The sequence below is a fragment of the Streptomyces sp. NPDC004647 genome (assembly GCF_040609575.1).
Lineage (GTDB): Bacteria > Actinomycetota > Actinomycetes > Streptomycetales > Streptomycetaceae > Streptomyces.
In genome coordinates this window covers 40,746-62,561 of the sequence record NZ_JBEXKU010000047.1, presented here as the reverse complement: position 1 = coordinate 62,561, position 21,816 = coordinate 40,746, and the positions used below count along the sequence as shown (strand labels likewise).

The 21,816-nt window shown below is 66.8% G+C and carries 18 protein-coding genes and 2 pseudogenes; 5 read left to right on the top strand and 15 right to left on the bottom strand.

The window, feature by feature from the left end:
• Nucleotides 1-724 precede the first annotated feature (724 nt).
• Nucleotides 725-1,183 carry a peptidoglycan-binding domain-containing protein gene (locus tag ABZW18_RS21375; protein ID WP_356189620.1) on the bottom strand — a complete coding sequence of 153 codons (459 nt, stop codon included), beginning with the start codon at nt 1,181-1,183 and terminating at the stop codon, nt 725-727.
• A gap of 329 nt (nt 1,184-1,512) precedes the next feature.
• Here ABZW18_RS21375 and ABZW18_RS21370 point away from each other — a divergent pair.
• The 3 genes and pseudogenes from ABZW18_RS21370 to ABZW18_RS21360 all read left to right on the top strand — a co-directional run.
• A pseudogene (locus tag ABZW18_RS21370) lies at nt 1,513-2,561 on the top strand (transposase); the annotation flags it as partial.
• 1,048 nt (nt 2,562-3,609) lie between these two features.
• On the top strand, nt 3,610-3,915 hold the full coding sequence (locus ABZW18_RS21365; RefSeq protein ID WP_356189618.1) for a site-specific integrase: 306 nt from the start codon (nt 3,610-3,612) through the stop codon (nt 3,913-3,915).
• A 569-nt stretch (nt 3,916-4,484) separates the two neighbouring features.
• Nucleotides 4,485-6,392, top strand: coding sequence for a site-specific integrase (locus ABZW18_RS21360; protein WP_356189616.1), 1,908 nt, complete (start codon nt 4,485-4,487; stop codon nt 6,390-6,392).
• Between the two features lie 87 nt (nt 6,393-6,479).
• On the opposite strand, the gene ABZW18_RS21355 is transcribed toward ABZW18_RS21360, so the two are convergent.
• Nucleotides 6,480-6,686, bottom strand: coding sequence for a hypothetical protein (locus ABZW18_RS21355; protein ID WP_356189615.1), 207 nt, complete (start codon nt 6,684-6,686; stop codon nt 6,480-6,482).
• 1,210 nt (nt 6,687-7,896) lie between these two features.
• On the opposite strand from ABZW18_RS21355, the pseudogene ABZW18_RS21350 reads away from it, so the two are divergent.
• A pseudogene (locus ABZW18_RS21350) lies at nt 7,897-8,293 on the top strand (transposase); the annotation flags it as partial.
• Nucleotides 8,294-8,466: 173 nt separating this feature from the next.
• Here the strand turns inward: ABZW18_RS21350 and ABZW18_RS21345 are convergent.
• On the bottom strand, nt 8,467-8,874 hold the full coding sequence (locus ABZW18_RS21345; protein WP_356189613.1) for a hypothetical protein: 408 nt from the start codon (nt 8,872-8,874) through the stop codon (nt 8,467-8,469).
• 144 nt (nt 8,875-9,018) lie between these two features.
• On the opposite strand from ABZW18_RS21345, the gene ABZW18_RS21340 reads away from it, so the two are divergent.
• Complete coding sequence (locus tag ABZW18_RS21340; protein WP_356189611.1) at nt 9,019-9,315, top strand: hypothetical protein; 297 nt, start codon at nt 9,019-9,021, stop codon at nt 9,313-9,315.
• A gap of 153 nt (nt 9,316-9,468) precedes the next feature.
• On the opposite strand, the gene ABZW18_RS21335 is transcribed toward ABZW18_RS21340, so the two are convergent.
• From ABZW18_RS21335 to ABZW18_RS21280, 12 genes are all read right to left on the bottom strand, one after another.
• Complete coding sequence (locus tag ABZW18_RS21335; protein ID WP_356189609.1) at nt 9,469-9,957, bottom strand: CopG family transcriptional regulator; 489 nt, start codon at nt 9,955-9,957, stop codon at nt 9,469-9,471.
• Between the two features lie 114 nt (nt 9,958-10,071).
• Nucleotides 10,072-11,535: a hypothetical protein gene (locus ABZW18_RS21330; protein WP_356189622.1), complete on the bottom strand. Its 1,464-nt coding sequence runs from the start codon at nt 11,533-11,535 to the stop codon at nt 10,072-10,074.
• A 63-nt stretch (nt 11,536-11,598) separates the two neighbouring features.
• Nucleotides 11,599-12,078 carry a hypothetical protein gene (locus ABZW18_RS21325; protein ID WP_356189607.1) on the bottom strand — a complete coding sequence of 160 codons (480 nt, stop codon included), beginning with the start codon at nt 12,076-12,078 and terminating at the stop codon, nt 11,599-11,601.
• A gap of 222 nt (nt 12,079-12,300) precedes the next feature.
• Complete coding sequence (locus tag ABZW18_RS21320; protein ID WP_356189605.1) at nt 12,301-12,630, bottom strand: hypothetical protein; 330 nt, start codon at nt 12,628-12,630, stop codon at nt 12,301-12,303.
• Between the two features lie 891 nt (nt 12,631-13,521).
• Complete coding sequence (locus tag ABZW18_RS21315; RefSeq protein ID WP_356189603.1) at nt 13,522-13,974, bottom strand: hypothetical protein; 453 nt, start codon at nt 13,972-13,974, stop codon at nt 13,522-13,524.
• A 193-nt stretch (nt 13,975-14,167) separates the two neighbouring features.
• Nucleotides 14,168-14,746 (bottom strand): SagB/ThcOx family dehydrogenase, encoded by a 579-nt coding sequence (locus tag ABZW18_RS21310; RefSeq protein ID WP_356189602.1) that lies wholly within the window; start codon nt 14,744-14,746, stop codon nt 14,168-14,170.
• 149 nt (nt 14,747-14,895) lie between these two features.
• Nucleotides 14,896-15,360: a hypothetical protein gene (locus tag ABZW18_RS21305; RefSeq protein WP_356189600.1), complete on the bottom strand. Its 465-nt coding sequence runs from the start codon at nt 15,358-15,360 to the stop codon at nt 14,896-14,898.
• Between the two features lie 337 nt (nt 15,361-15,697).
• Nucleotides 15,698-16,462 (bottom strand): hypothetical protein, encoded by a 765-nt coding sequence (locus tag ABZW18_RS21300; protein WP_356189598.1) that lies wholly within the window; start codon nt 16,460-16,462, stop codon nt 15,698-15,700.
• 55 nt (nt 16,463-16,517) lie between these two features.
• A complete protein-coding gene (gene iscB, locus ABZW18_RS21295) occupies nt 16,518-17,858 on the bottom strand; it encodes an RNA-guided endonuclease IscB (protein WP_356189596.1) in 1,341 nt (446 codons plus the stop codon).
• 476 nt (nt 17,859-18,334) lie between these two features.
• Complete coding sequence (locus ABZW18_RS21290) at nt 18,335-18,910, bottom strand: hypothetical protein (RefSeq protein ID WP_356189594.1); 576 nt, start codon at nt 18,908-18,910, stop codon at nt 18,335-18,337.
• Nucleotides 18,910-21,036, bottom strand: a complete 2,127-nt coding sequence (locus ABZW18_RS21285) for a DnaB-like helicase C-terminal domain-containing protein (protein ID WP_356189592.1) — start codon at nt 21,034-21,036, stop codon at nt 18,910-18,912. The genes ABZW18_RS21290 and ABZW18_RS21285 overlap by 1 nt, the downstream gene beginning before the upstream one ends.
• Complete coding sequence (locus tag ABZW18_RS21280) at nt 21,033-21,665, bottom strand: hypothetical protein (protein ID WP_356189590.1); 633 nt, start codon at nt 21,663-21,665, stop codon at nt 21,033-21,035. Before ABZW18_RS21280 ends, ABZW18_RS21285 begins: the two co-directional genes overlap by 4 nt.
• Nucleotides 21,666-21,816: the final 151 nt, after the last annotated feature.

Genomic DNA, 21,816 nt, shown 5'->3' with positions numbered 1-21,816 from the left:
AAGGGCCTTCCTTCATCTCTCGCACAGCACCGATTCCAGAAGCTGTCCTACAACCAACTCCCTTTCTCGTTCAGGACACAATCAGCCAACGCAGCTTGAGGTGGTTTGACGCCTCCCCCCGCAGGGCGACGCCGAAGGGCCACAACCCCCATCATCTGCACAGCACCGCATCAAGTGGGTCTACCTACATCAACCTCACTCTCTGCGCTCGTGGCGCACTTAAAGAACAAGCTCAACTTGAGTTTTATGCGGTGAACACCCGCTCTCAGGTGCCGTCGACGGCCCACATCCGCAGCCGGTTGTAGACGCCTCGCCAGTTGCGGCCCCCTGAACGGCCACTACGTATTGATCCTCAATCAAGGGCACCAGCCACTCGCCCGTGCCGCCGCCCAGCTCCTGCTGACCGGCACGGACGCCGACTTCCACGCGTACGGTCTCGGTGTGGGCTCCGGTCAGGCCTTACCGTCCAGGGCGGCAGCTGGCAGCAGGCCGTCCGGTGCCCGATGCTCGCTCGTGCGTCGTCCGGCGCGGCGCTGTTCACGTTCCGCTGGGCCCGCGGGGGCGGGGATCTCGGGTGCGGGGGTGGTGCCGCGAGCGATGTCTGCGGTGTATGCGCAAGTCACCGCGTCGAGGGCGTCGGCGTCCAGGTCGGCCAGCTGAAGTGCCCCGGGTTCGATGTCTCCATCAAACCCGGGGGTTCCACTCGGCCGATGGTCAGGTCGGCTCAGCAGGCGGTGGTTGCCCGCCAGAACGCAGCCCTGGTCTCCGGTCCGGCGATCCCGTCGACGGCAAGGTTCTCGACACCGGACCAGTTCAAGTACCTCTGTAGTGCCTTGATCGTGTTGGTTCCGACGATTCCGTCGACGACGAGCTTCTGGCTGCCGCTGTAGCCGTAGTCGTTGAACAGCTGCTGCGCCGCCTTCCAACTGTTCGTGCCCAGTTGCCCGTCGATCTCACCGGGGCGGTACCCCCAGTAGTCCAGGTAGCACTGCCAGTTCTTGGCATGCTCCGTGTTGAGGCCGAGGTTGTTCACCGCGAGAGTGGAGACGTCCTCGGCGCTTGCCGTCGTCGCGGCAGCTGGCGGTGCCGTCGCGACGCTGACGCTCGCGCCCGCCAGGCTTCCGGCAGCGATCCCAATGACGGCGCCTGCGCTGACGAGTGCCCTGGTTGCAGCAGATCGCATTGCTTCCTCATTCCTGTTGGTCGTACAGGAGTCCGGCGCGGCTGCCGTCACCTTGCGATCCCCGGCGGCAGCCACCCTTTCCCGACGGAAGCAGCCGACCAGGACAGTCATCAACCCAGCAGGGTACGTCGAGGTTAACTCTCGTGGTAGATCTCGTGGTAGATGCGAGTAGGTGGGGCGGTCTCAGTGGGGTGGGTGTCACTGGTGCTGCTGTTGTGGTCGAATCGCGCTTCGAACTTGCTCACTCATAGTGATAAGCGCAGTAGGGAGGTCTTCGTCTGATCCTGTGCTCCGTCACAGAGGCACCGAATCAGACGAAGACCGTAGAGGTGAGTCTGCTGCAACACGATGTCACGCGGGAGCCGTTCGGGCTGCTGTCAGCCTTCCGTGCGGAGCTGTACGCGTCGATGACCGCGCGGGCGGATGCACTGTTCGAACTCACCGATGCGATGCTGTGTGCGACGGGCCGGTGAAGACCTTGGTCGGACTAGCACTCGCGGCCGAACACCGGCGAGGACACGGCGCATTATACGCGGGACTGAACCGCGGCCGTCTGGACGTGGACCGGCTGCGGCGGGCGGTGGCGGCCGTGCCGTTGCCGAAGGCGGCCGACGGCCGCCTTGTGCTCGCGGTCGACGTCTCACCGTGGCTGCGCCCGGACGCGGACACCGCGCCGGACCGGTGCTTCTGCCACACCTACGGCTACGGCGACAACAAACACCTGATGATTCCCCGGCTGGCCCTACTCGATCGTGGCCGCGCTGGAGACCGGGCGGACGTCGTGGACCGCGGTCCTGGACGCGGTCAGGCTCCCGCCCGGCGCCGACGTGGCCACCCTCACCACCGCCCAGCTCCGCGAGGTCGTCGAGCGCCTCATCACCGCCAACCAGTGGCACCACGGCGACCCGGACATCCTGGTCGTGGTCGATGCCGGCTACGACGCCCCGCGCTTGGCCCACATGCTGGCCGACCTGCCCGTCGAGATCCTGGGCCGTCTGCGTTCGGACCGCGTGATGCGGCGGCCGACCCCGCCACGGGTCTACCGCCCCGAAGGCGGACGACCACCCAAACACGGCAGCGAGTTCGTCTTCGGCGACCCCGCAACCTGGGGCGCCGAGCAGGCCGTCACGGACACCGGCCTCTACGGCCAGGCGACCGCCCGGGCCTGGGACCATCTCCACCCCGGCTCACCCGGCGGTGCGCATGTGTCAGCCCCACTGCCGAACTGCCCGTCATCGAGGGCACCGTCATCCGCCTCCAGGTCCACCACCTCCCCTCCGGAGTCGACCCCAAGCCGGTCTGGCTGCGGTGGTCCAAGACCGGCGCCACCGCATCCGACACCGACCGGTGCTGGCAGGTGTTCCTGCGCAGATTCGACCTATTGACCGAACTAAATCATGCGTCTTCGCAGGTCAGAGGCACTTTCTGCTAGCTTCCTGTCATGCCTGGTGAACAACGTCCCGGAAGGGACTTGAAGAGCTTTCTGCTGCCTGAGGTGGGCGAGCTACTCGCGACTGGAGATCCGTGGGAGCCCTACCGGCTGCTGGATCCGATCGGAAGGCCGGTCGAGCCTGCTGCGGTGTACCTGAAGGACCTTTTGGCGAGGGACTGTTCACCGTTGACGCCGCGCTCGTACGGCATGGATCTACTTCGCTGGTGGCGCTACCTGTGGGTGCTCGGGATCGAGTGGGACCGCGCGACTCGTGAGGATGCCCGGGACTTCATGCTATGGATGAAACTGGCGGACAAGCCGGTACGCGTCCACTGGCGCCACCGCGGCAAGGAGCCCGCCGAGATACCCCGACCGTCCCGGACCGGAAGGCCGGCACCCGGAACACCGAACCCGGTGACCGGAAAGCCCACTGTCGGCACGAAGTACGCGCCTAATACCAGGGCACACTGCGAGACGGTTCTGCGGTCGTTCTACGACTTCCACCTGGACCACAACACGGGATCGCTGCTGGTAAACCCCTTTCCCCTCGACCGCAGTCGGCGCTCTGCCCGTGCCCACGCCCACCACAACCCTGAGAAGGAACACAAGAGGCAGCGGACTGGTCTTTACCGACCCAAGATCCCCAAGCGGGTCCCACGACGTATCCCTGATGAGAAGTACACCGAGGTCTTTGCTGGCCTCCGCTCGCACCGCGACCGGGCCCTGCTGGCTTTTTGGGTCGCTACCGGCGCCCGCGCGGAGGAATTGCTCACCGCCAAGCAGAGCGGCGCGATCGTCGGCCAGCAGACCATCGGCGTGATCCGCAAGGGCACCCGCGACTACCAAGAGCTGCCCTCTACACCCGACGCGTTCGTCTGGCTGCGGCTGTACCAGGAAGAGGCCTGGAAGAAGGGCGTCCCCCGCGGTCGGCAGCAGCCTCTGTGGTGGACGCTACGCCGCCCCTGGAGGCCGTTGGAGTACGACGCGGCCCCGCATGATGTTCAATCGCGCCAACGAACTCCTGGGCGCCAACTGGACCCTTCACGACCTGCGGCACACAGCGACGTTCTTGATGCTCGACGATCCGGACATGCCGCCGGTCTACGTTCAGCACATCCTCGGCCACAAAAGCCTGTCGACGCTGGACATCTACAACCGCCCCACCAGGGACGACGTCATCGTCGCCGGTCTCGCCCATCACGCCCGTCAGGAAGAACGGCGCAACGCTCCCCCCGAGCCGGTCGAGCCTGCCTACAACCCGAACTCCTTGTCAGTTCTATTCGGCCGGGAGATGCCATGACCATCACTGAGACGCAGGCCGTTGCGCACTTCGTGGCGCGGAACACCGACCTGACGGGTGCTGAAGCGGTCGCCCTGATCGGCAGGTTCCCTCCGAGGCCGCCCCTTACTACGTGGCTCGAGACGGAAGCCCCACGCGAGGAGATTCTTCACCGACTCGGGCAGCCCCCGCTGCGAGCTTCTGCTGACCGGGCACAGGACGCCCGGATGCGTGGGGCGCGTCTCCTGCTGAGCTGGTTAGAAACGTTCCCTGGCACAACCTGGCAGCAACGCTGGCAGGCGAGTCCTTGCTCGTCCCAGCAGGCCCTATCCACAGGTTGGCAGGACGATTTCACGGCGTGGGCCAGATCGGCCGGACACCGGCCTGGGAGATCGATGCCCAGAACGGGCCTCCTTGCCTTGCTCTGCGCGGATGCGATCCGGCCCAACCCTGAGTTCATCAATGGTGTGTTGTCCAGGCATCTACGGCCGGCCATCGAGGTTTCCCGCGATCCCGAGGGTTTCGCCCACCTGAGGGCATCGCTGCCAGCTGACGCGGTGTCAAGCAAGAACGGATCTAAAGCTCTAAAGTTGATCGCCGAGATCATCGTCTCGCAAGGCGGCGGCGTCCGGGATATTGCCGTCGGGGACCTGTTGCTGTGGCTTCAGATGTCCGACAGCAGAGAAACCATACGGATCCTAACGGCCTATGAATGGTTCCGCGACCTGGGGAGTCTTCCTGCGGACGCACCCCCAACCCTGCGGCGCATCACATACCGAAGTGGGCAAGTCCACCCAGAGCAACTCGTGGACCGCTATCAGCTGAAGTGCCAGTCAGTCCGTGATGCCATCGTGGCCTATCTGCTGGAGCGGTCTCCGGCCGTTGACTACGGAACGGTGAAAGCACTGTCGACCACGCTGGCGCTGCGGTTCTGGGCAGATATCGAACGCCATCATTCGGGAATTGACTCTCTGCATTTGTCGACTGAGGTCAGTGCAGCTTGGAAGGCCCGACTGGCCACGAAAGTCGTACGCAAACGCCAGTCAGACGGCTCGGTGGTGGAAACAACCGAGCCGCGAAGAAGTGCCGTGGCTGTCAAGACACAGGTACGGGCCTTCTACCTGGACCTCGCGCCGTGGGCTCTTGAGGAACCAGAAAAGTGGGCCGGCTGGGTCGCTCCTTGTCCGATCAGCGCTGCCGAGATCGTAGTCAAAAAGGCAGAACGTCAACTGAAGTCCCGCATGGACCAGCGCACCCGAGAACGGCTACCGGCCGTGCCCATGCTCGTCAAGGCTGCCGAGCGCCGCCTGAAGGAAGCCCAGGCCCGCCTCCGCGCGCTCAACGAGGCACCTCTCGGCACCGAATTCACTGTCTCAGGCGAGACGTTCACCGTCCCGAAAACGACCACCCGCATCAACGGTCGCCCGACCCGGGCCTGGGAGAGTCAGGGCGTCGCACGTGACTTTGGCGCAGAGGAGAGGCTGGCGTTCTGGGCGTGGGCGGCCATCGAGACCTTGCGGCACACCGGCATCCGAATCGAAGAACTTCAGGAGCTGGGGCATCACAGCATCATCAGCTACACCCTCCCCACCACAGGACAGGTCGTTCCACTCCTGCAGATCGCGCCATCAAAGACTGATCAGGAACGGCTCCTCCTGGTCACGCCGGAGTTGGCCGACGTGCTGAGCACAGTGGTGTCCCGAATCCGAGGCACTGACGGTAGGGTGCCCGTGATCCCGAGCTACGACGGACACGAACGGGTCTGGAATCCGCCGATGCCCTTGCTCTTCCAGGAGAGCCACGCAGCAGAGCGCCATAGATTGTCAGCGAATTTCATTCGCAGAGCGATCAACGAGACCTTGTCCGACACGGGGCTTCTCGACAGTGCCGGAAAACCGCTGACGTTCCAGCCCCATGACTTTCGCAGAATCTTCATCACGGACTCCATCCTTAACGGCCTGCCGCCGCACATCGCCCAGGTGATTGCTGGGCATGAGCACATCGGAACCACGATGGGATACGCCGCCATCTACCCCGCGGATGCCATCGAGGCTCACCGGGCATTCATCGCCCGTCGCCGGGCCTTGAGGCCAGTTGAGGAATACCGAACGGTCACACCGGAGGAGTGGGACGAGTTCCTCGGCCACTTCGAACGACGCAAGTTGGCCTTGGGCGAGTGCTGTCGCGCCTACGGTACCGACTGTGCTCATGAGCACGCTTGTGTCCGCTGCCCAGTTCTGATCGTGCACGCGACGGAAAGGCCGCGACTGGTCGAGATTCGCGAAAACCTGCAAGCCCGGATCCAGGAAGCCGAACGCGAAGGCTGGCTCGGCGAAATTGAGGGGCTGCAGAGCAGTCTCACTCACGCTGAGGAGAAGCTCGCCCAACTTGATGCGCAGATTGCTAGGAAGCAGGAGGCTGTCGATCTGGGGATCCCTGCCTTCCGGGAAATCGTTGCTCGCACTACTACGGTAGACACGCCGCAGGGGCTCTCGTGACCGAGAATATGCGTCCTTAAGGTTACCTGCTACAGCTCTTTCAGGATCTCTCCTGGCAGTGAGCCCCCCGTGCGCCGTTTTCGGCGTCTACTCGACCGGCGCCGCGACCGCATCCGCAACGATCAGCGTCGCCTCGATGGAGAACGGCGCCAATAGGTTTTGGTGCGGCCTCGCCTGACCGTCCTGGGCATCCTGCTCTGGATACGCGGCATCCTGTTGAGGGCGTCGGCCATTAACCCCGCGCGAGAACCCCAGAAAATTTGGGCAAGTCGTGTGAGTAATCGACTCGACCATCGGCTCGATACTTCAACGTCACTTCGCTGCGTGAAGGACATGACGGAATATCGGTCGAGGAATCCTCCTTCAATCGCGCCATGCCGATCGTAGCGCTTTGTAGGATCAGTTCACCCGTGCAGGCCGGATCATAGAAGTACTCACCCACAGTTGCCCCTGGGGCGTCCGACATGGAAATCGTGATGACGACTCGCATCTTGCCTTGCCGCTGAACACCTTCGGAATCAGCGTAACTGGCGGTGGCCAATCCGCTCCACCGACCAACGTAGCGATCCGGCAACAGACCGGAAGGCGCGCCCTCATCGCCACCAATTGTCGTTCCGCCCCCTCCAGTGCTGGTGGAGGTTCCTCCCGCATCACTTCCTCCACTCGTGGACGCGGAGGAAGTTCCTCCATCACTCCCTCCACCGGAAGCGGAGGCAACTCCTCCATCGCTCCCTCCGCCCGAAGTGGAGGACGAACCTCCCCCACCACCACTTGTGGAAGGCTCATCATCACCCCCCACGGGGAAGAGCCAGGCCAAAACACCGACCACCAAGGCGAGGATTCCGAGCACCCCCCCGCCCGCTGCTACTTGCCGCCCTCCGGAAGTCATGGCTCAAAGCATGACACAAGTCCGAGTGTCACTAGTGAACTATCTTAATGATGTTTGACATGTTACTGGTGAGGCGCATGCGTCTTGCTCTCTGCCCAGTCTCGCGCAATTTCGAGTGCTGAAGCGTTTCGTCAGCGATCCATACTCACCGACCACTCGACTGTTTGGTCCAGGCGCTCCAATCAGCGGGGTCTTTTTCATCTTTGGAGATTCTTACCATGGCAACTCCCCTGACCGCCGAACGACTGCTCGCCGCGTTCCGAGGCGAGCATCTCGCCGTAAAGAAGAATGGCGTCTCTGCCTTTAGGTTCATGCCTACGATAGGCATGATGCCGACGTGGCGCAGAGTTGATTGGTAGCGAACCTCGCGAACGAAGCGTCTCCGGTCCGGCTGCCCCTTCGGACATGTCCAAAGAATCAAGTGGGTACTTAATGACGAAGGTCTCGTTAGTGTCAAGCCGCTTAGCCCGCCAGACCGTTCCTTGCCCACCGCCCCGGAGCTGTTCGTGCTTGGTTACGCGAACTCTTCCCATCCCAGTGCCCCTGTCCCCGTACTGAGCCCTGCGCTGGAGTGTAGGAGCTTGCGCGGTGACGGGGGCAACTCCTGAGTCTCTAGTTCGGAGAAGACGTGGAGCACACGTTCCGAATGATCAAACAGACCCTCGGCTGGACCCGGCCGAAACTCCGGACCCCCGAGGCCGGCGACCGCTGGACATGGCTGATCATCGCCGCCCACACCCAGCTGAGGCTCCTCCGCCGGGCCGCCGCCGACATCCGGCGCCCCTGGGAGAAGCCGACCGAGCCCGGTCGGCTCACTCCCGCCCGGGTCCGCCGCGGGTTCCGGAACCTCCGCCCGCATCTCGCCTGCCCGGCCCAAGCACCCAAACCCTCACGACCCGGGCCCGGACGGCCGCTCGGCTCGAAGAACCGGCGGCCAGCCACCCGCGACGACGTGGGCAAGACCGTGAAACGGCCCGAGAGCATCACCGAACGCGACCGACCCAGACCTTAAAAGACAAGCTGACCGTATGCCACGCTCTCGCGCGGATCGGCGGGCGGCGCGAGGACCGGTGCCCCCTGGGGCGGTGGAGGCGGTGAGTACCGGGCGCAGAGGGAGGCCGCCAGCTGTCAGCTCGGGCCAGTCCCTGGAGCGGCGGGCGCTGTTGTGGAGGGTGTGGCGACCCGCTACTCGTCTTGTCGGGCTTCGGCGTACGCGATCCTGAGAGCCGCGATGGGCATGTGCGGGTCGGCGTCCGCTGAGGGGGCAGGCTGACGCGGTGCGCCGCCGCGGGGTCCCACCCGGTCGACGGCGATGCGCATGCGGCGGGCCGTGTCGGCTGCGACCGCCTCACTGAACGGTGCCGGAACCTCGCGGCGGTCCACGACACCCACCATCGTCCCGTGGACGGTCCCCGCCATGGCGTAGGTCTCGGTCTTCCAGCCCAGTTGACGTGCTGCTGCGCGAAGCGTGGCTCGGAGCAGGTCAGCACCACCGAGGTCGTCGGCCTCCGCGTCGGGCATCCGGAGTTCGACGCTGCCGCCGTAGCCGCCGCCGTTCGGAGAGCAGCTGGCGCGAAGAAGTGGGACAAGCACGTCCGTCAGGGCAGAACGTCGAGGGTCCGGGACTGGTGCTGGTGCTGGTGCGGGCATTAGGGGGTTCCTGGGGTGGGGATTAGCCGGGTAGAGGAGACAGAGGCGTCGTCGGGTCTGCGCGCCGTACGGCGATGATGTCGGTCAGTGCCATACCTGCTTGCAGGATCTCGTCCGCCGCCACCCGCAGCCAGGGCTCGCGACGCCGATTCACTCGATCTCGGCAACCGCACGTCCGGTCTGCTGCGCACGATCGCCCGGCGCGTCATCGCCGACCACTTCCGGTTGGCCCGGAACACCCGCGAGAACGCGACTGACTTCGGCGACTGGTTCGAGGCCCGCCGACTGCCCGCCGCGCCCGCTGCTGAGGACCACGCCGTCGAGCGCATCACCGCCCTCGCGATGCTGGCCGACTCCCCGGCCCCGCTGGGGGTGGCGGCGTGACGACTCCCCCCGCCTTCGACCGCGCCTTGGTCCTCCTGGCCCGGCTCCGCTTCGTCCTCACGGTCGCCGGGGTGGCGGTCGTACGCTCACGGCGGGGGTATCGGTCATCGTTCCTCCATCAGGTCAGGCTTCGGCGTGCACGGTGGCGCAGGGTCACAGGCTGGCGGTCACCAGGCGGCGGATCATCTCGGCGCGAGAGGTGCCCTCAGCCTTGGCTCGCTCGTCCAGGGCAGCCAGCACGTCGTCCGGGAGCCGGGTCTCGACCTTGGTGCCCACGGCCGGGCGCCCGCCGAGGTTCGGCCCCGACTCCTCCTCCAGCTCTCCGAACCACTGCTCGACCGCGTCGTCCTCATCGTTGCGGAGCAGCCAGTCCTTCGCGGTGGCGTCGTCCACGAACTCGTACCGGTCCTCCGAGCCCTGCCACTGGGACCAGGTGTTGAGGACCCACCGGCCGCCCTTGGTGCGGTACAGGGCCTGGTGCCCGTACTGGCCGACGGGGTTGACGGACACGTTGTTGTTCCCGTCCCAGCGGGTGCCTTCGTCGTACTTAGTGGCGGAGTTGGGGTCGAACCAGCCAGCGAGCTGGGGACCGTCCTCGTCGTATTCGCTGGTCGGGTAAGCGAAGACGTTGACGCGCGGCATGCTTCCTCCTTCTTCACTGCGGACTTTCCGCATGCGCCAACTATCCCATCAGTTCTAGCATGCGTCAACTAAAATCAAGGTTTTCGCATGCGCCTTCAGGATGGGTGGCGAGTGTCAGCAAACCCGGCGAGCTCCAGCGCGACCTTCAACGCGAGCTGACGTACGACGGGCTGCGGGCCGCCGAGGCGAAGGGCAACAAGGGCGCCGTCGACGAGGAGTTCGCCGTGCATGACGATCACGGTTGTCACGGTGAGTGACCTCTCTGGGAGTTGGAACGAATGGCGCCGGGGTGACTCGGGACCCGCGCGTTCGCCGGGGATTCCGGCGGCGATGTCGCGGTCGGTGTAGGCGATGTTCTGGCAGGTGGTTGGACGGCAGTCGTCCTGATCGGGGGTGCGGGTGGAGTCGTCCTGGCTGCGACGCAGCTGGCAGGGGGCTTTCGCGGCGTCGAAGACGCAGGTCATCGCTCTGCCGGGATAGATCTGCAACTCGGTGTTGGCCAGCAGATCGTGGGCCTGCCCGACGGGTGGTCAGGACACGGCCGGCGAAGCGGGCGTTCGCCCCGTGGACGCGGTGCCGGTAGGTGTAGGCGGCCGGGCCGCTGACGTGCTCGCCCTTGGCCAGTCGTTCTTCGTCCTCGGCGAGTTGTTCCAGGCTGGACAGCCACTGCTCGTAGGCATGATCGTCGGGGAAGCCGGATTCGTAGGTGCCGTAACCGAGTGTGATGGCGACGTTGACGTGCGAGTACTGGATCGCGCAGGCGACCAAGCCCCGCGGGCGGCGGACGATATGCCAGGCCAGGGTCCTTCGAAAGCGGGACGGAGAGATCACGCCGGCCGGATCGTCAGGGATCCGCTCCTGATTCCACCCACGGCTGTCGCAGTAGGCGTTGACCCATGCGATGAACTGGGTGATGTCCTCGCCCATCGCGCTGCCAGTCAGCGCCTGTCCCGGACGGCGGCGGGCCGCCGAACCGCCGACGTTGCGGCGCTCGTCCAGCAGCACCGGGAAGAGGAGGCGACGGTCGTGCAGCCGTTCCAGGACGCTGACCGCTCGGGCGACGAGTTCGATCACGGTCCAGGGGTCGTGCCGTTCTTCGCCTTCGGGGATCTTCGTCCCGTCCTCGTCGGTGGCGCCCTTCCAGCGGCGGCCGTTCATCAACCACAGCCGGGCGGCCTCGTCGTAGGTGATGCAGCCGCGTTCGAGGTTGAGGACTACTGGCGGGAGGGCGCCCGAGAGGTAGGACACCACGATGAAGCAGGCCATGGTCAGCAGCCGGCAGAGGTGTTGGACCTCGTCGTAGGCGATCCGTTCGGTTCTCCAGGGCTGCTGGCCGACGCGGCCCGTGATCGGGGTGTCGAGGAGGATCCGCTCGCAGATCGGCAGGCCCGATTCCTGGACGATCCGGCGGGACGGCCTGCCGATGCCGAAGTAGTTGGCACTGGTGTCCAGCAGGCGGGTGAGATGGCTCCAATTCACCTCCAGGGTTCCGTCGTCGGTGCGGCGGCCGGGCAGTGATCCGCCTTCGTCGGACAGACGGGCGAGGAAGTCCCGCAGTGCCAGTTGGGCCTCGCCCATCTCGTGGCCGGCGCGGGCCGTGCCGGACTTGCCGCGGCTGGTGCCGCCGCTGGCCCAGAGCCGTCATTCCTCGATGGCAGCGGCGATGATGTCGTCGGCGAAGTCCTGGACGAACCGCAGTGCCCACAAAAGCAGCACTTCCATGACCTGCGGGGCGATCCGGGGAGTCTTGTTTCCCGCGTGCCGGCGGTGGGCGCCGAGCAAGTCGATCATGTCGTCCCCGCCCCAGGGCGGCGACGCGGGCAGGCGGGCGTCGGCCGGGATCCGGGTGCGGTAGCTCCAGAGCCGGCGGATCTCGTGCAGCAGGTCTTCCTTGCTGTCGCGGGAGTTCTCGGCGTCGTCGACGAAGTCGAGGTAGCGCTCCAGGTCCTCGCCGGTGACCTCGTCGGGGGAGACGATGCCGTCGGCCAGCAGCCACTTCACGAAGAAGACGATCTTGGGGAAGGCTGCGTTGACGGTCCTGATCGAAGGGCGGGGGCCCTGGCTGTTGCGGAGAAGGACCGGGGTGTCGTGGTTGATCAGCTGCCAGAAGTAGTACTTCAACGGCTGGCGGAACGGGTCGGGGACGGCCAGCCAGTTCAGCGAGATCGCGGTGGCGTGGGCCTCGAAGACCGCGGGGGTCAGGTTTCACCGGTCATCGGCGAACACGGACACCGCGACGGCGCCCGGGGCCAGGTCCCGGCCGGCCAGCACCAGCGTGCCGGCCTCGGGGGCCTCCGGGACGAAGTCTTCCGGGTCGGTGTCGTGAGCGTGCAGGGGGGGAGGTCACCGCAGGTCCATCTCTCGGTTGAGGAAGCGCTGGACGATCTTCTTCTGGTCCTCGGTCGCCGTGTGCCGGGCGTGCTCCACCGGTGCCTGCCCGGCGCGGTCCAGCAGGTCAGCGAGCTGGGTGGACGGCAGAGCGAATCGGTCGGACCACGTCAGCGGGGTCATCAAGCGTCGGCGTTCGTCGAGCGCGTCGTGGACCAGGACCTGGAAGGGCAGGTGGTGCGGGGCGGCTCTCGCGCAGGGGCAGGACAGGCAGAGCATGAACGAGGCCCGGCAGGGCTGGCCGGCTGGAGCGTGCGGGCCGCCGGTGTGGTCGGTGCAGGTCATCGTGTTTCCCCGAGTCTGGGTCGCGTCTGCAGGGATGGCCATGTGTGCGGTGCTGTTCGGGATCGAGGCATGGGTGACCGTCTGGCCTTCACCTGCCCGCGTGGACGGGACCCCTCTGCGGACGCCATTTCGTATCCGGGCTGATGTCGGGGCTGGTTCTGGGCCTTGTGTACGGGTTCGGGGTTGGGATCGCCGGTGGGATCGTGGTCGGACTGACGGTCGGATTGATGGTGGGGCTCTCCGGCAGCGGGATGGTGGGGAGCGGTAGCCCCCGGCGCGTCGTGCGCAACGACCTGGTGTCCGGGGTCCTGTTTGTGCTCGTGTTGGGGCTGGTCATCGGGTTGGTATACGGGTTTGGGGTGGGGCTTGCGGGTGGGATCGTGGCCGGTCTGATGGTCGGGTTGGTGGTGGGACTCTCAGGCAGCTGGATGGGAGGGAGTATTACTGTGCTGGGCTCCCGGCTTGCGTTTGTGGTCGTGACAGGGCTCGCTGGCGGGCTCATTAACGGGCCGGTGTACGGCTTTGGAACTGCGAGCGGATGCGTGGTCGGGCTCATGGTCAACTTTGCGGGCGGACTCGCGGGTCTGCGGTATGTGGCACTGCTGCTGTGCGTGCGCCGACGTTCAACGGTGTGGTTGCCCTGGCGGTTGGGGCGGTTTTTAGACTGGTCTGCGAGGCGGGGCTCGTACGGGTAGCTGGAACGGCTTACCAGTTCCGTCACCGGGAGCTGCAGGAATTTCTTGCCCGAACCACTCCATGATGGAGGGGCCCGGAGGCGCCCGCTGCGGCTACCCTCGCGGGTGATGACCTGATCATGACCCTGTGATCACCCGGTGTTCCCCTCGCCTCACGCCTTAATGAGAGGCCTCGCGATTCATGGCCGCACGGCGCTCATGAATATCCAATCCGCTTTACCAGCGCTGGCTGACCGAACGGCTCGCCACCATCGAGGACCCCGAACGACCCTGCTTCTCCGGCACGTGGGGCAGGGGCCAGCCCGGGCGGGTTCGGGAAGGGCTGACCGCTGCGTAGGGTGTCCGCGAGGGACTGCCGGTCGTGCTCCTCGTCGGAGTTGGCGGCCAGGATGGGCGCGGCGACACGCGCCATGTCGCGGAGCCCGGGCCGGGTGGCGGCTTGCCCGAGGGCGAACAGAGCGGCCCGGGCGATCTCCCGTTCGCCGCGGTGGTAGTCGCCGTCTACCCACGCCGACAGAGCGTCCCCGGCGGCCTTCTCTCGGGCTTCGACGTCCCGGTAGGCGGCCGTCTTGTCGTCCGCGTACCAGCGTTCCTCACCAGCTTTCTGGAGGGCCTCTGACAGGCCCCCGGCGACCCCCGGCCGCTGCACCGCTAGCCAGGGACGTGCCCGATGTCCCCGCTGCCCTATGAGCTGTTTGTAGTCAGCTGAGCTTCGCCTCTGCCCGTAGTCGGCGCCCGGCCGCGCAAACGCCGGGCTCCCGATTCCATCGGGGGTTCCCGGCGTCACGTCTTCTGGGCCCCAGAGGACCCAGCGCGTCCAGTATGCGCCTGCGGCCACCCCATCAACTCTGTCGATCGGCTGGATGGCCGACGCCGAACAGCGCCAGCGGGCGCTGACCGGATGGAACGACCGCAGGGGTGAGCCCAAGGAGCCGGTCGTCGTCGAACCCAGCGACGAGCACGGCGCCCAGATCGGTCTCGGTGGCCTGGAGGTAGATGTTCTGGCTGGCGTGCCCGGCCTCCAGCCACACGTACCGCCGCCCACGACACCCCTGCGGCGGCTGATCGGCGAAATGTTGCGTGGCCGCGTCCATGTCGCCGCTGAGCAGCAGCAGTACCGCCGCCTGTCGCAGCCAGTCGTGGTCAGCCAAGGTGGTCCCGGCGACCCGGTCGCGGTGATCGCCGTCGGCGACCGGAGCCAGCACATGCCGCTCGGCGTCGTACCGGTAAGTCCCTGCAGCCAGACCGTCGACGTTACCCGCCACCATGGTGAGCGTCAGCGGATACAGTGCGTGCGCCGACGGGCACGAGCGGCGCCCACCAGCAGTTCGTCCCTGTGCTGCCCACATCACCACGGCGACCTGGTCGATGCTCAGCGGCCGGGATGCGAAGCTGCGCGTGCTGCGACGCCGTATCAGCAAGGATCCCAGGCTTCCGATCGCAGTCGGAGGTCGAACGGGCTCCAGAGGCACTTCCTGCTGTGTCACCCGACCAGACAAGCACACCCCCAGGACGACAAGGTCTTACCCGAGCTCACACGGTTGCCCGGCGGCCAACTGCGGATGGGGGCCTACCCCAGTTTTCCCCGGTAGTAGCGAGGGATGCGTCCGAGCATCTGGTCAGCTGCGAGCAGGTAGCGGGGGTCTGGCCGGATCATGTATTCGCGCATGCAGGCTTCGGTGTACTTCATTGCGTGCTCGTCGCCGTGCTCGACCGCTCGTTCCGTCAGGTCCTGCACGGTGGGGACGGCGTCGACCAGGCGCAGGCCGGCTTGCTTCTCCCAGCCTGTCGGCCGTTCATGATCTGGCTCGAAGTGGTCCGAGACGACGCACCCGGGCCCCAGGATTCGCCCTGTGACCCGCGCGAGGCGCTTGGCGTCGTACTGGCCGGGCTCGGTGAGGTGCCAGCGGCCAAACTCGCCGGGCTGCCACACCAGTTGCATGGGGCGGTCCAGCTGGACGCCGGTCTGGCCGAGGGTGACGACGAACCCGTCGATGGGGCACAGGTACCGGGCCGCGACTACGGCCGGCCGCAACGCCCTGCAGAGGGACGTCGCAGGTCGGGCAGGTGTGATTGCTGATCTTGTCGCCACGGCGGATCCGGACGTGATGCGTCTCCTCACATCGCGGGCAGCGTCCGTTCACTCCTGTCCCTCCTCTGGGCGCCATACGGCGGGAGCCGATAACGGGCACGCGATCACCGGGAACGGCAGGATCACCCCGCGTCCGGTGAAGGCGATCCCCACGCCGGTGCCACCCCAGAACGGGGAGACATCGACAGGGAGTTCGGAGAACTCTCGTCCTCTCACTGGATTCGCCACGCGGTCGGGAGCTCCACCGTGCGTGAGCCGCGAGCACGCCGTCCGATCTCCGCTACTTTTCGATGCCGTATTGCCAGACGTTTCTGAAGCGCTCGAGCAGCGACTCGTCCAGCTCTCCGTCCCAGACCCCTTCAAGCCACCGCGGGCTGGTGTCGATGCGCTCGCAGAGCACGACGCTCTCGGGCTGCTGGGCCAGGCCGCTGCGGTCGAGTTCGGTGAGTTCTCCGCCCGGGCCGTACTTGCGGTACAGCGCCGTCAGCCGGTCGCGGTTCTGTGCGGCGAAGGCCTCCAGCTGCTGCGGATATCCGGCCTGGTCTTCCGCGCTGACCGACAGGAGGGCGACGGACAGGATCTCGCGTGACATCTCGCGGCTGTAGCCGGTGTAGCCGGTCAGGTTGCGGAAGATGTGTTCGGCCACCGCCAGGACCCAGCTCACCTGTGCCTCGTCCACGCTCTCGACGGCCGTGGGCAAGGTGGTGCCGGCCGGGCGCGGTGGATCCGGCGTGGCGGCCGGCGCCTGGCGGAGGGTTCGGTCGGCGATGTGGGCGAGTCTGCTCGCGACGGCTTGTACCGCGGCGAGCCAGCCTTCCTCGAACTGGTCGCCACGCCCGCGTGGCCCGGGAGTGTCCAGCTCGATGGCCTCGCACTGGGCGGCTTCCACGGCCCCGGCCTGAATCGCCGCGACCATGTGCTGCGCCTCGCCAGCGCTCACTCCCGCAGAGGTGAGCAGCGAGGCCAGACGGAGCTGGGCGTTCGACGCGGTCTCGGTGTGCACGGCGATCGGCGGTAACTTCGGCTGTTCTATGCGGTGGCTCATCAGGTTCTCCTTGCTTCGGATACCCCCGGCTTCAGCCGGGGGAGGAGAAGCATCCTTAGCTGCGCGGCGCGGAGCGCCGCAGTGTCGCCTCGGAATGCTCTCCCTCGGGTTGGGTGGTGTAGGCGTATCCGCCTGCTCGCTGGAGCACGCGGAAGTGTTTGTGTCGTATGCCTTGGACGAGACCGTGGCGGGTGCGGATGTTGAAGCTTCCGGTGGCGCGTACGGCGATACGTCCGGTGTGGGTGCCGGCCTTCTTCCCGGTGGGGACGACGGCGCGGGCGAAGTCTCCGGTCTGGAAGCCGAAGAACGTCTTCTGACGCGGAAGGCGGAGGCGGGGGAAGCCGTGCTTATCGGTGCGGGTGCGGGTGTAGGTGCCGCGCCCGGTGCACGTGACAGCGAGCACCGTGCTCGGGTGCTGGGTAATGGTGTCGAGCATGCCGACGCACAGGGCGTCCAACGTGTGGGTTTTCGGCAGGCCCGTTCGGGTGCGGTTCCACTTCGTCCGCCCACCCGAGGCCGTACGAACGGCGGGGAACACGGCTTCGAGGGCCCGCCAGAGCGCCCACCGGGTGGCGTTAACGGCGGCGGCGTCCCGCAGCGGCGCCTTCGCCTGGGCGAGGATCTTCGCGAGCTGCTTCGGCTTACGCTTGAGGAACTCTTCCGCTGGCCGATTGCTCTTGGCTTCGTTGCATGGCACGCAGGCGAGGGTGAGATTCGAGATGCGGTCGGATCCGCCCCTGCTGCGGGGGTGGATGTGGTCGATGTTCAACGGCACGTTCGTGATGCCGCAGTACGCGCAGGCCCGCCGCCACTTCGCGAGCAGGTATTCGCGGACCTCAGTCCCTGCGAGGGTGCCGTGCTGGTACTCGGCGCCCTCCAGCGGGCGGCCAGCGGCCATGGCGTGCACGTCGAACGCGATCCGCTCGACATGCACCGCCTGAACAGGAGCCCAGCTGGCCAGCCGGAGCGTCCAGGACATGGTGGTCTCCACCCGGTGCCGCAGGCTGGGTGCCAACCAGCCATCAGGCCGACGCCGGTTGAGAAACCGCGGCTTGCGATAGCGCAGGTTCCGGGTGCGCCGGCCCCGCCGGTAGGCGGCCCGCTGCGTGAGCTTGTCCCGTATCTGCCCGCCTCGGTGCTCCACGTCGATCACATACAGGCCACGGCGTTCCCCCTCCTTCGACTCGGCGAACACAGCGATTCCGGTGTGCTTCGAGCCGGGATCGATGCCCAGCTGCACACCGTCCACCTCGCTGCCGTCGATGGTGCGGTCCTTGATGCGGATGACGAACGGGGTGTGCCGGGCAACCACGGCCCGGCCCTTACGGAGCAGCCGCCTTGCCCTCGCGGGCGTGGTGGGCTGCAGCGGCCGGCCGTGCTTGTCGAGCACGAACACGACCGGATGGGTGGTGCGGGCCTCACAGCCCGCAGACTCCCGACCCTTGCGGGCCGGGGTGACGTCGGCAGCGCCAGGTGAAGCGCTACCGGTCTCCCCTCGCACATGTCCCGCGCCGGGTACCGCAGAGCGGTCTTCGAGCCCCGTTTCGTCCCCGATCCGAGGGTTGTCTGCTGACTCGAATTCCAGAGCAAGCTGCTGAGGAAGCACAGCTTGGTGGGTCTCCTGCCCTACGCGGAACGTAGCCAACTTCGGTCACCTCCTTACTGCGAGTTGGCTGGTGCTGGTAACACGCGGCCATCAGCCAGTGCGGCTGAAAGCCCCCTCGTTCATGAGGGGGATCCGGTTACATGCGGGCTCCTTGCGGCTACGGCAGCTGTGGACGGACCGCGCCTCCAACGGGGGCACTTGGGTGGTCTGTCCGGCGGGAGTCGGTTGCGCGCACGCGCCGGACAGGACGCGCCGGGCGCTGGCGGCTAGACGGTGACGGTGTACGAGGTGCCGGGGAAATCCCAGCCCTCGGTGCCCTCACCGATGTCCTCGATAATGACGTATTCGATGAAGGCGTCCTCGAACGATTCGTCGTCGAGTTCGCCCGCGGCCCATTTACGCTCGATCTCCACCCAGTTGCCGCTACGGCCGTCGATCCGCAGCGGCGCGGTAATTCTGCCGGTGTCGTTGAGACCGCCACGGAAACGCTCGTCGTCGCCCGTCTTGACCCATCCAGTGATCTCGAACTGGCCGTCCTTGAAGGACTGAGGAATGGGGTCGGCGGGAATGACAGCCGCGTTTTCGTAGGAGGCGTGGATGATCTCGCGATAGCTGCGCCGGACGTTGTATTCCGGATCGGACAGCCACTTGATCAGGGTTTCAGGCCGGACGGTCAGCCCGGCGCGTTCGAGGGCCTCGTAGCCTCGCCGGGTGTGGGTGAGCTGGCTGAGCTGGGCGTGCCAGTGCTTGGCGTGGTAGGTGGACAGGCGTCGCAGGGGCTGGACGCCTTGGTCGCGGAGCAGCTGGTTGAGGGCTGCGCCGAGGGAGTCTCCCGTGGCCATCAGCGCTCACCTTCCGGGGAGGCGGTCTTGACCTTGACCTCGCCGAATCCGGTCCCGACCTTGTAGGTGTCGGGGGCCTGGCCGTCGGGGGTGAAGAAGACGGCCTCGTCGACGTTGCGCAGGGCGACGAGGGTGTGTCCGGCCTGGACGGCGCGGTGGGCGACGCTCCAGTGCCGTACGGAGGCCTCGGCGACCAGGGCCATGCGCCAGTCGGGGCGCCAGAACGGCGAGTTGACCTTCTCGCCCTTGGGCCACAGCAGGCGCAGCGCGATGGACAGGCGGCGCTTGTACTCGGTATACGGCTCGCCGCCGGCCTGGACGAGTTCGGCGCGGGCGGCGCGGGCCTTTTCGTAGAAGGGCTTGAAGAGGGACTCGTTGGCCTTGCCGGTCCAGGAGTCGTGCACAATGAGCGGCTCGGTGATGAACCCGTTCTTGATGAGGTTCTGCAGCTGGCGCACGTGGGGGGTAGTCACCCAGGCGCGACCCTGTTCGTCGGTCCGCTCGGCGAGGCGGCCCAGCGGGTGCGGCATGTCCGGGTGGTTCCAGGCGGGGACAGTGATGAGGAACGCCCCGGCGCGGTCCTTGCCGACCTCATTCAGGGGCCCGGTGTGCAGGAGCTTGTTCGGCGCGAGCGGTACTGCGGAACAGGCCGAGGGGTAGGAGCCGTTGCGGTCGATGGTGCACAGACGGCCGGTGCGGAACGCCGCCGGAACGATGAGCCGGTCGCGCTTGCCCGCCTTCGTCTTCTCGGTCGTGATGTCGGGGTGGACCCATCGCGGTTCGCCGTCCATGACCTCACGGAAGATCGTCCACGGTTCGCCGTCCCGGTCCTCTTTCCGGATCACCGAGATGGGGTGGTACGTCGACCGCCTCATGCAGTCCTTGAGGATGTTGAGCGCGGGGAAGACCGTGTTGGGCGGTTCTTCTTCGTCGCCCGGCTGTACCCACGCGTCGTCCTCGCCCCCGTCGTCCGGGGTCTGCTCGGTGCCCGCGGTCGGCTGCGCAGCGGCGGCGGCCGGGGGGTGTTCGGTGGTTGCCTGCTGCTCGGTGATGCCGGCGGCCCCGGTCTCGGTGTCGGCGTTCAGCGCAGGGCAGTAGGCGCGCAGCGCGGGGTCGTAGGCGAGCAGCGCGTTGGCCAGGCGGCGGCCCTCGGCGTTGTCCGGCAGCTGCGTCACCGTCGAAAAAGCCTGGACGAGAGACGGCCCGAGGTTCTCCACGGCTGCGTCGTCGCCGTTGCCCACCGCGGTGCGCAGTGCGGCCAGCGCGTGAGTGGCGGAGGCGGGGAGTCCCTGCTGGGCGCCGGACGTGTAGGGAAGCGCCGCTTCCGCAAGTTCCACCGCACGGCCCTCGGGGGCATCGGTGAAGCGGGCGTGGAGCAGGTCGGGCTGCAGATAAGCCGAGCCGATGGTACCGAAGTCCCGCTCGGATACCGTCACCTGGACCTTGGCAGGGTTAGTGGTCGGGTTGAGCGTCATCAGGACGTCGGTGTCCAGGAGACCCAGGAGCGCGGGGTCGTCGCTGTCGACGATGGCCAGAACCGGGACGTTCAGGGTACGCGCGAGGGCTGCCAGGCTCTGGGAAGCGTCCGGCAGGCGGTCGCCGGACAGGGGAAGACGGGCGTTGTGGACGGCCTGGAGCCGGTCCACCACCACGAGAGCCAGGTCCGGGACGTACGGGGCGGTCTCCGCGATGGCCTCGGCGGTCAGATCGCTGCCGTCGTCGATCATCAACGGCGCATGGACCAACTGCTGGGCAACCTGCTCCTCCTGCGGAGTGAGTCGGCCCTGCTTCAGGCGCGGGTAGTCGCCACCGGTCTCCGCAGAGATGATCCGGCGCATGATGTCGGCCTGGTTCAGTCCCGACGCCGCGTACAGCACGCGGTGGTTGTCGACGAGCGCGGTCTGCCGTGCGGCGGCCAGCCCCAGCAGGCTTCCGCCCACGTCAGGACGAGCCGCCACGAGCGTCAGCCGGCCTGGCTGCAGACCACCTGTCGCCGTGTCCAGCCCGGGCAGCCCGAACGTGGGGCCGCCGGCCGGGCCGGAGGCGAGCACGGCGCCGATGGCGTCGCCCAGCGTGGCGAGCCTGCGCCGCGGAGCGTCGCGGGCCGGAGTGTTCTGGCTGTTCACCGCACCTCCCGGGGCGCCGCACCAGTTGCCGCGGCCGTATCGGATGAGAAGGCCTCGGCGGCGGCGCGGTACTTCTCGTGCGCCGACTGCTTGGTCGTGCATAGGGCGCGGGCGATCTCCTCCCAGGAGTAGTCCGCCTTGGCGGCGCGGACGGCCGTCTCTTGCCAGCGCTCGGCGTGATCTCGAAGCAGGGTGGCGGCGTAGACGGCAGCAAGGGGCCGGGTGTCGTCGAGCTCGGCCGGCTCCCGCGGCGGTGAAGCGAGGCCGAGGACCGCTTCCTCCAACTCGTCGAACAGCCTCTGGACGCGAGAGGGGAGAGTCCGCGCCATGCTGACTTCGGCGTGGTGGTACCACTGTCGGCGCAGCGCTTCCTCTGCGGTCTCCAGGGTCGCGAAGTCGGCCTTCTGGCGGGGCCCCCGCCAGCCGCAGAGGCAGATGGCCCGGACGCCCGCGGCGCGAGGCCGACCGTCAGCGCCGTCGTACTTGATGCTCCAAGCCCAGTTCCGGTCCTGGGCGTTAGCTTTCTCCGTGTCCTCCCACGTATCCCGGGGTGCATCTGCCCCGTCCGGCAGGACAGCGACTACGAATCCTTCGTGATCCGATTCGTCGTCCTGATGGATCCAGCCCATGCGCGCCTCCAGGTTCGATGACCGCCTCCCGCGAAGCCGTCAGGGTTCCCTGACTCTAACATGGGTCGTCAGGAAACCCTGACGACATTAACCGGGCGGCGAAACGGCGCAACCCAGGCAAGTATCAAACTGGCGGAAAGCCGGTATTCGG

Coding starts and splice junctions, on each gene's coding strand:
- ABZW18_RS21355 (WP_356189615.1), bottom strand. CDS start 6,686: ATGGTCGAGTCGATTACTCACACGACTTGCCCAAATTTTCTGGGGTTC.
- ABZW18_RS21300 (WP_356189598.1), bottom strand. CDS start 16,462: ATGAGCCACCGCATAGAACAGCCGAAGTTACCGCCGATCGCCGTGCAC.
- ABZW18_RS21320 (WP_356189605.1), bottom strand. CDS start 12,630: ATGACCTGCACCGACCACACCGGCGGCCCGCACGCTCCAGCCGGCCAG.
- ABZW18_RS21375 (WP_356189620.1), bottom strand. CDS start 1,183: ATGCGATCTGCTGCAACCAGGGCACTCGTCAGCGCAGGCGCCGTCATT.
- ABZW18_RS21280 (WP_356189590.1), bottom strand. CDS start 21,665: ATGGGCTGGATCCATCAGGACGACGAATCGGATCACGAAGGATTCGTA.
- ABZW18_RS21365 (WP_356189618.1), top strand. CDS start 3,610: ATGATGTTCAATCGCGCCAACGAACTCCTGGGCGCCAACTGGACCCTT.
- ABZW18_RS21330 (WP_356189622.1), bottom strand. CDS start 11,535: ATGGGCGAGGCCCAACTGGCACTGCGGGACTTCCTCGCCCGTCTGTCC.
- ABZW18_RS21335 (WP_356189609.1), bottom strand. CDS start 9,957: ATGCCGCGCGTCAACGTCTTCGCTTACCCGACCAGCGAATACGACGAG.
- ABZW18_RS21290 (WP_356189594.1), bottom strand. CDS start 18,910: ATGGCCACGGGAGACTCCCTCGGCGCAGCCCTCAACCAGCTGCTCCGC.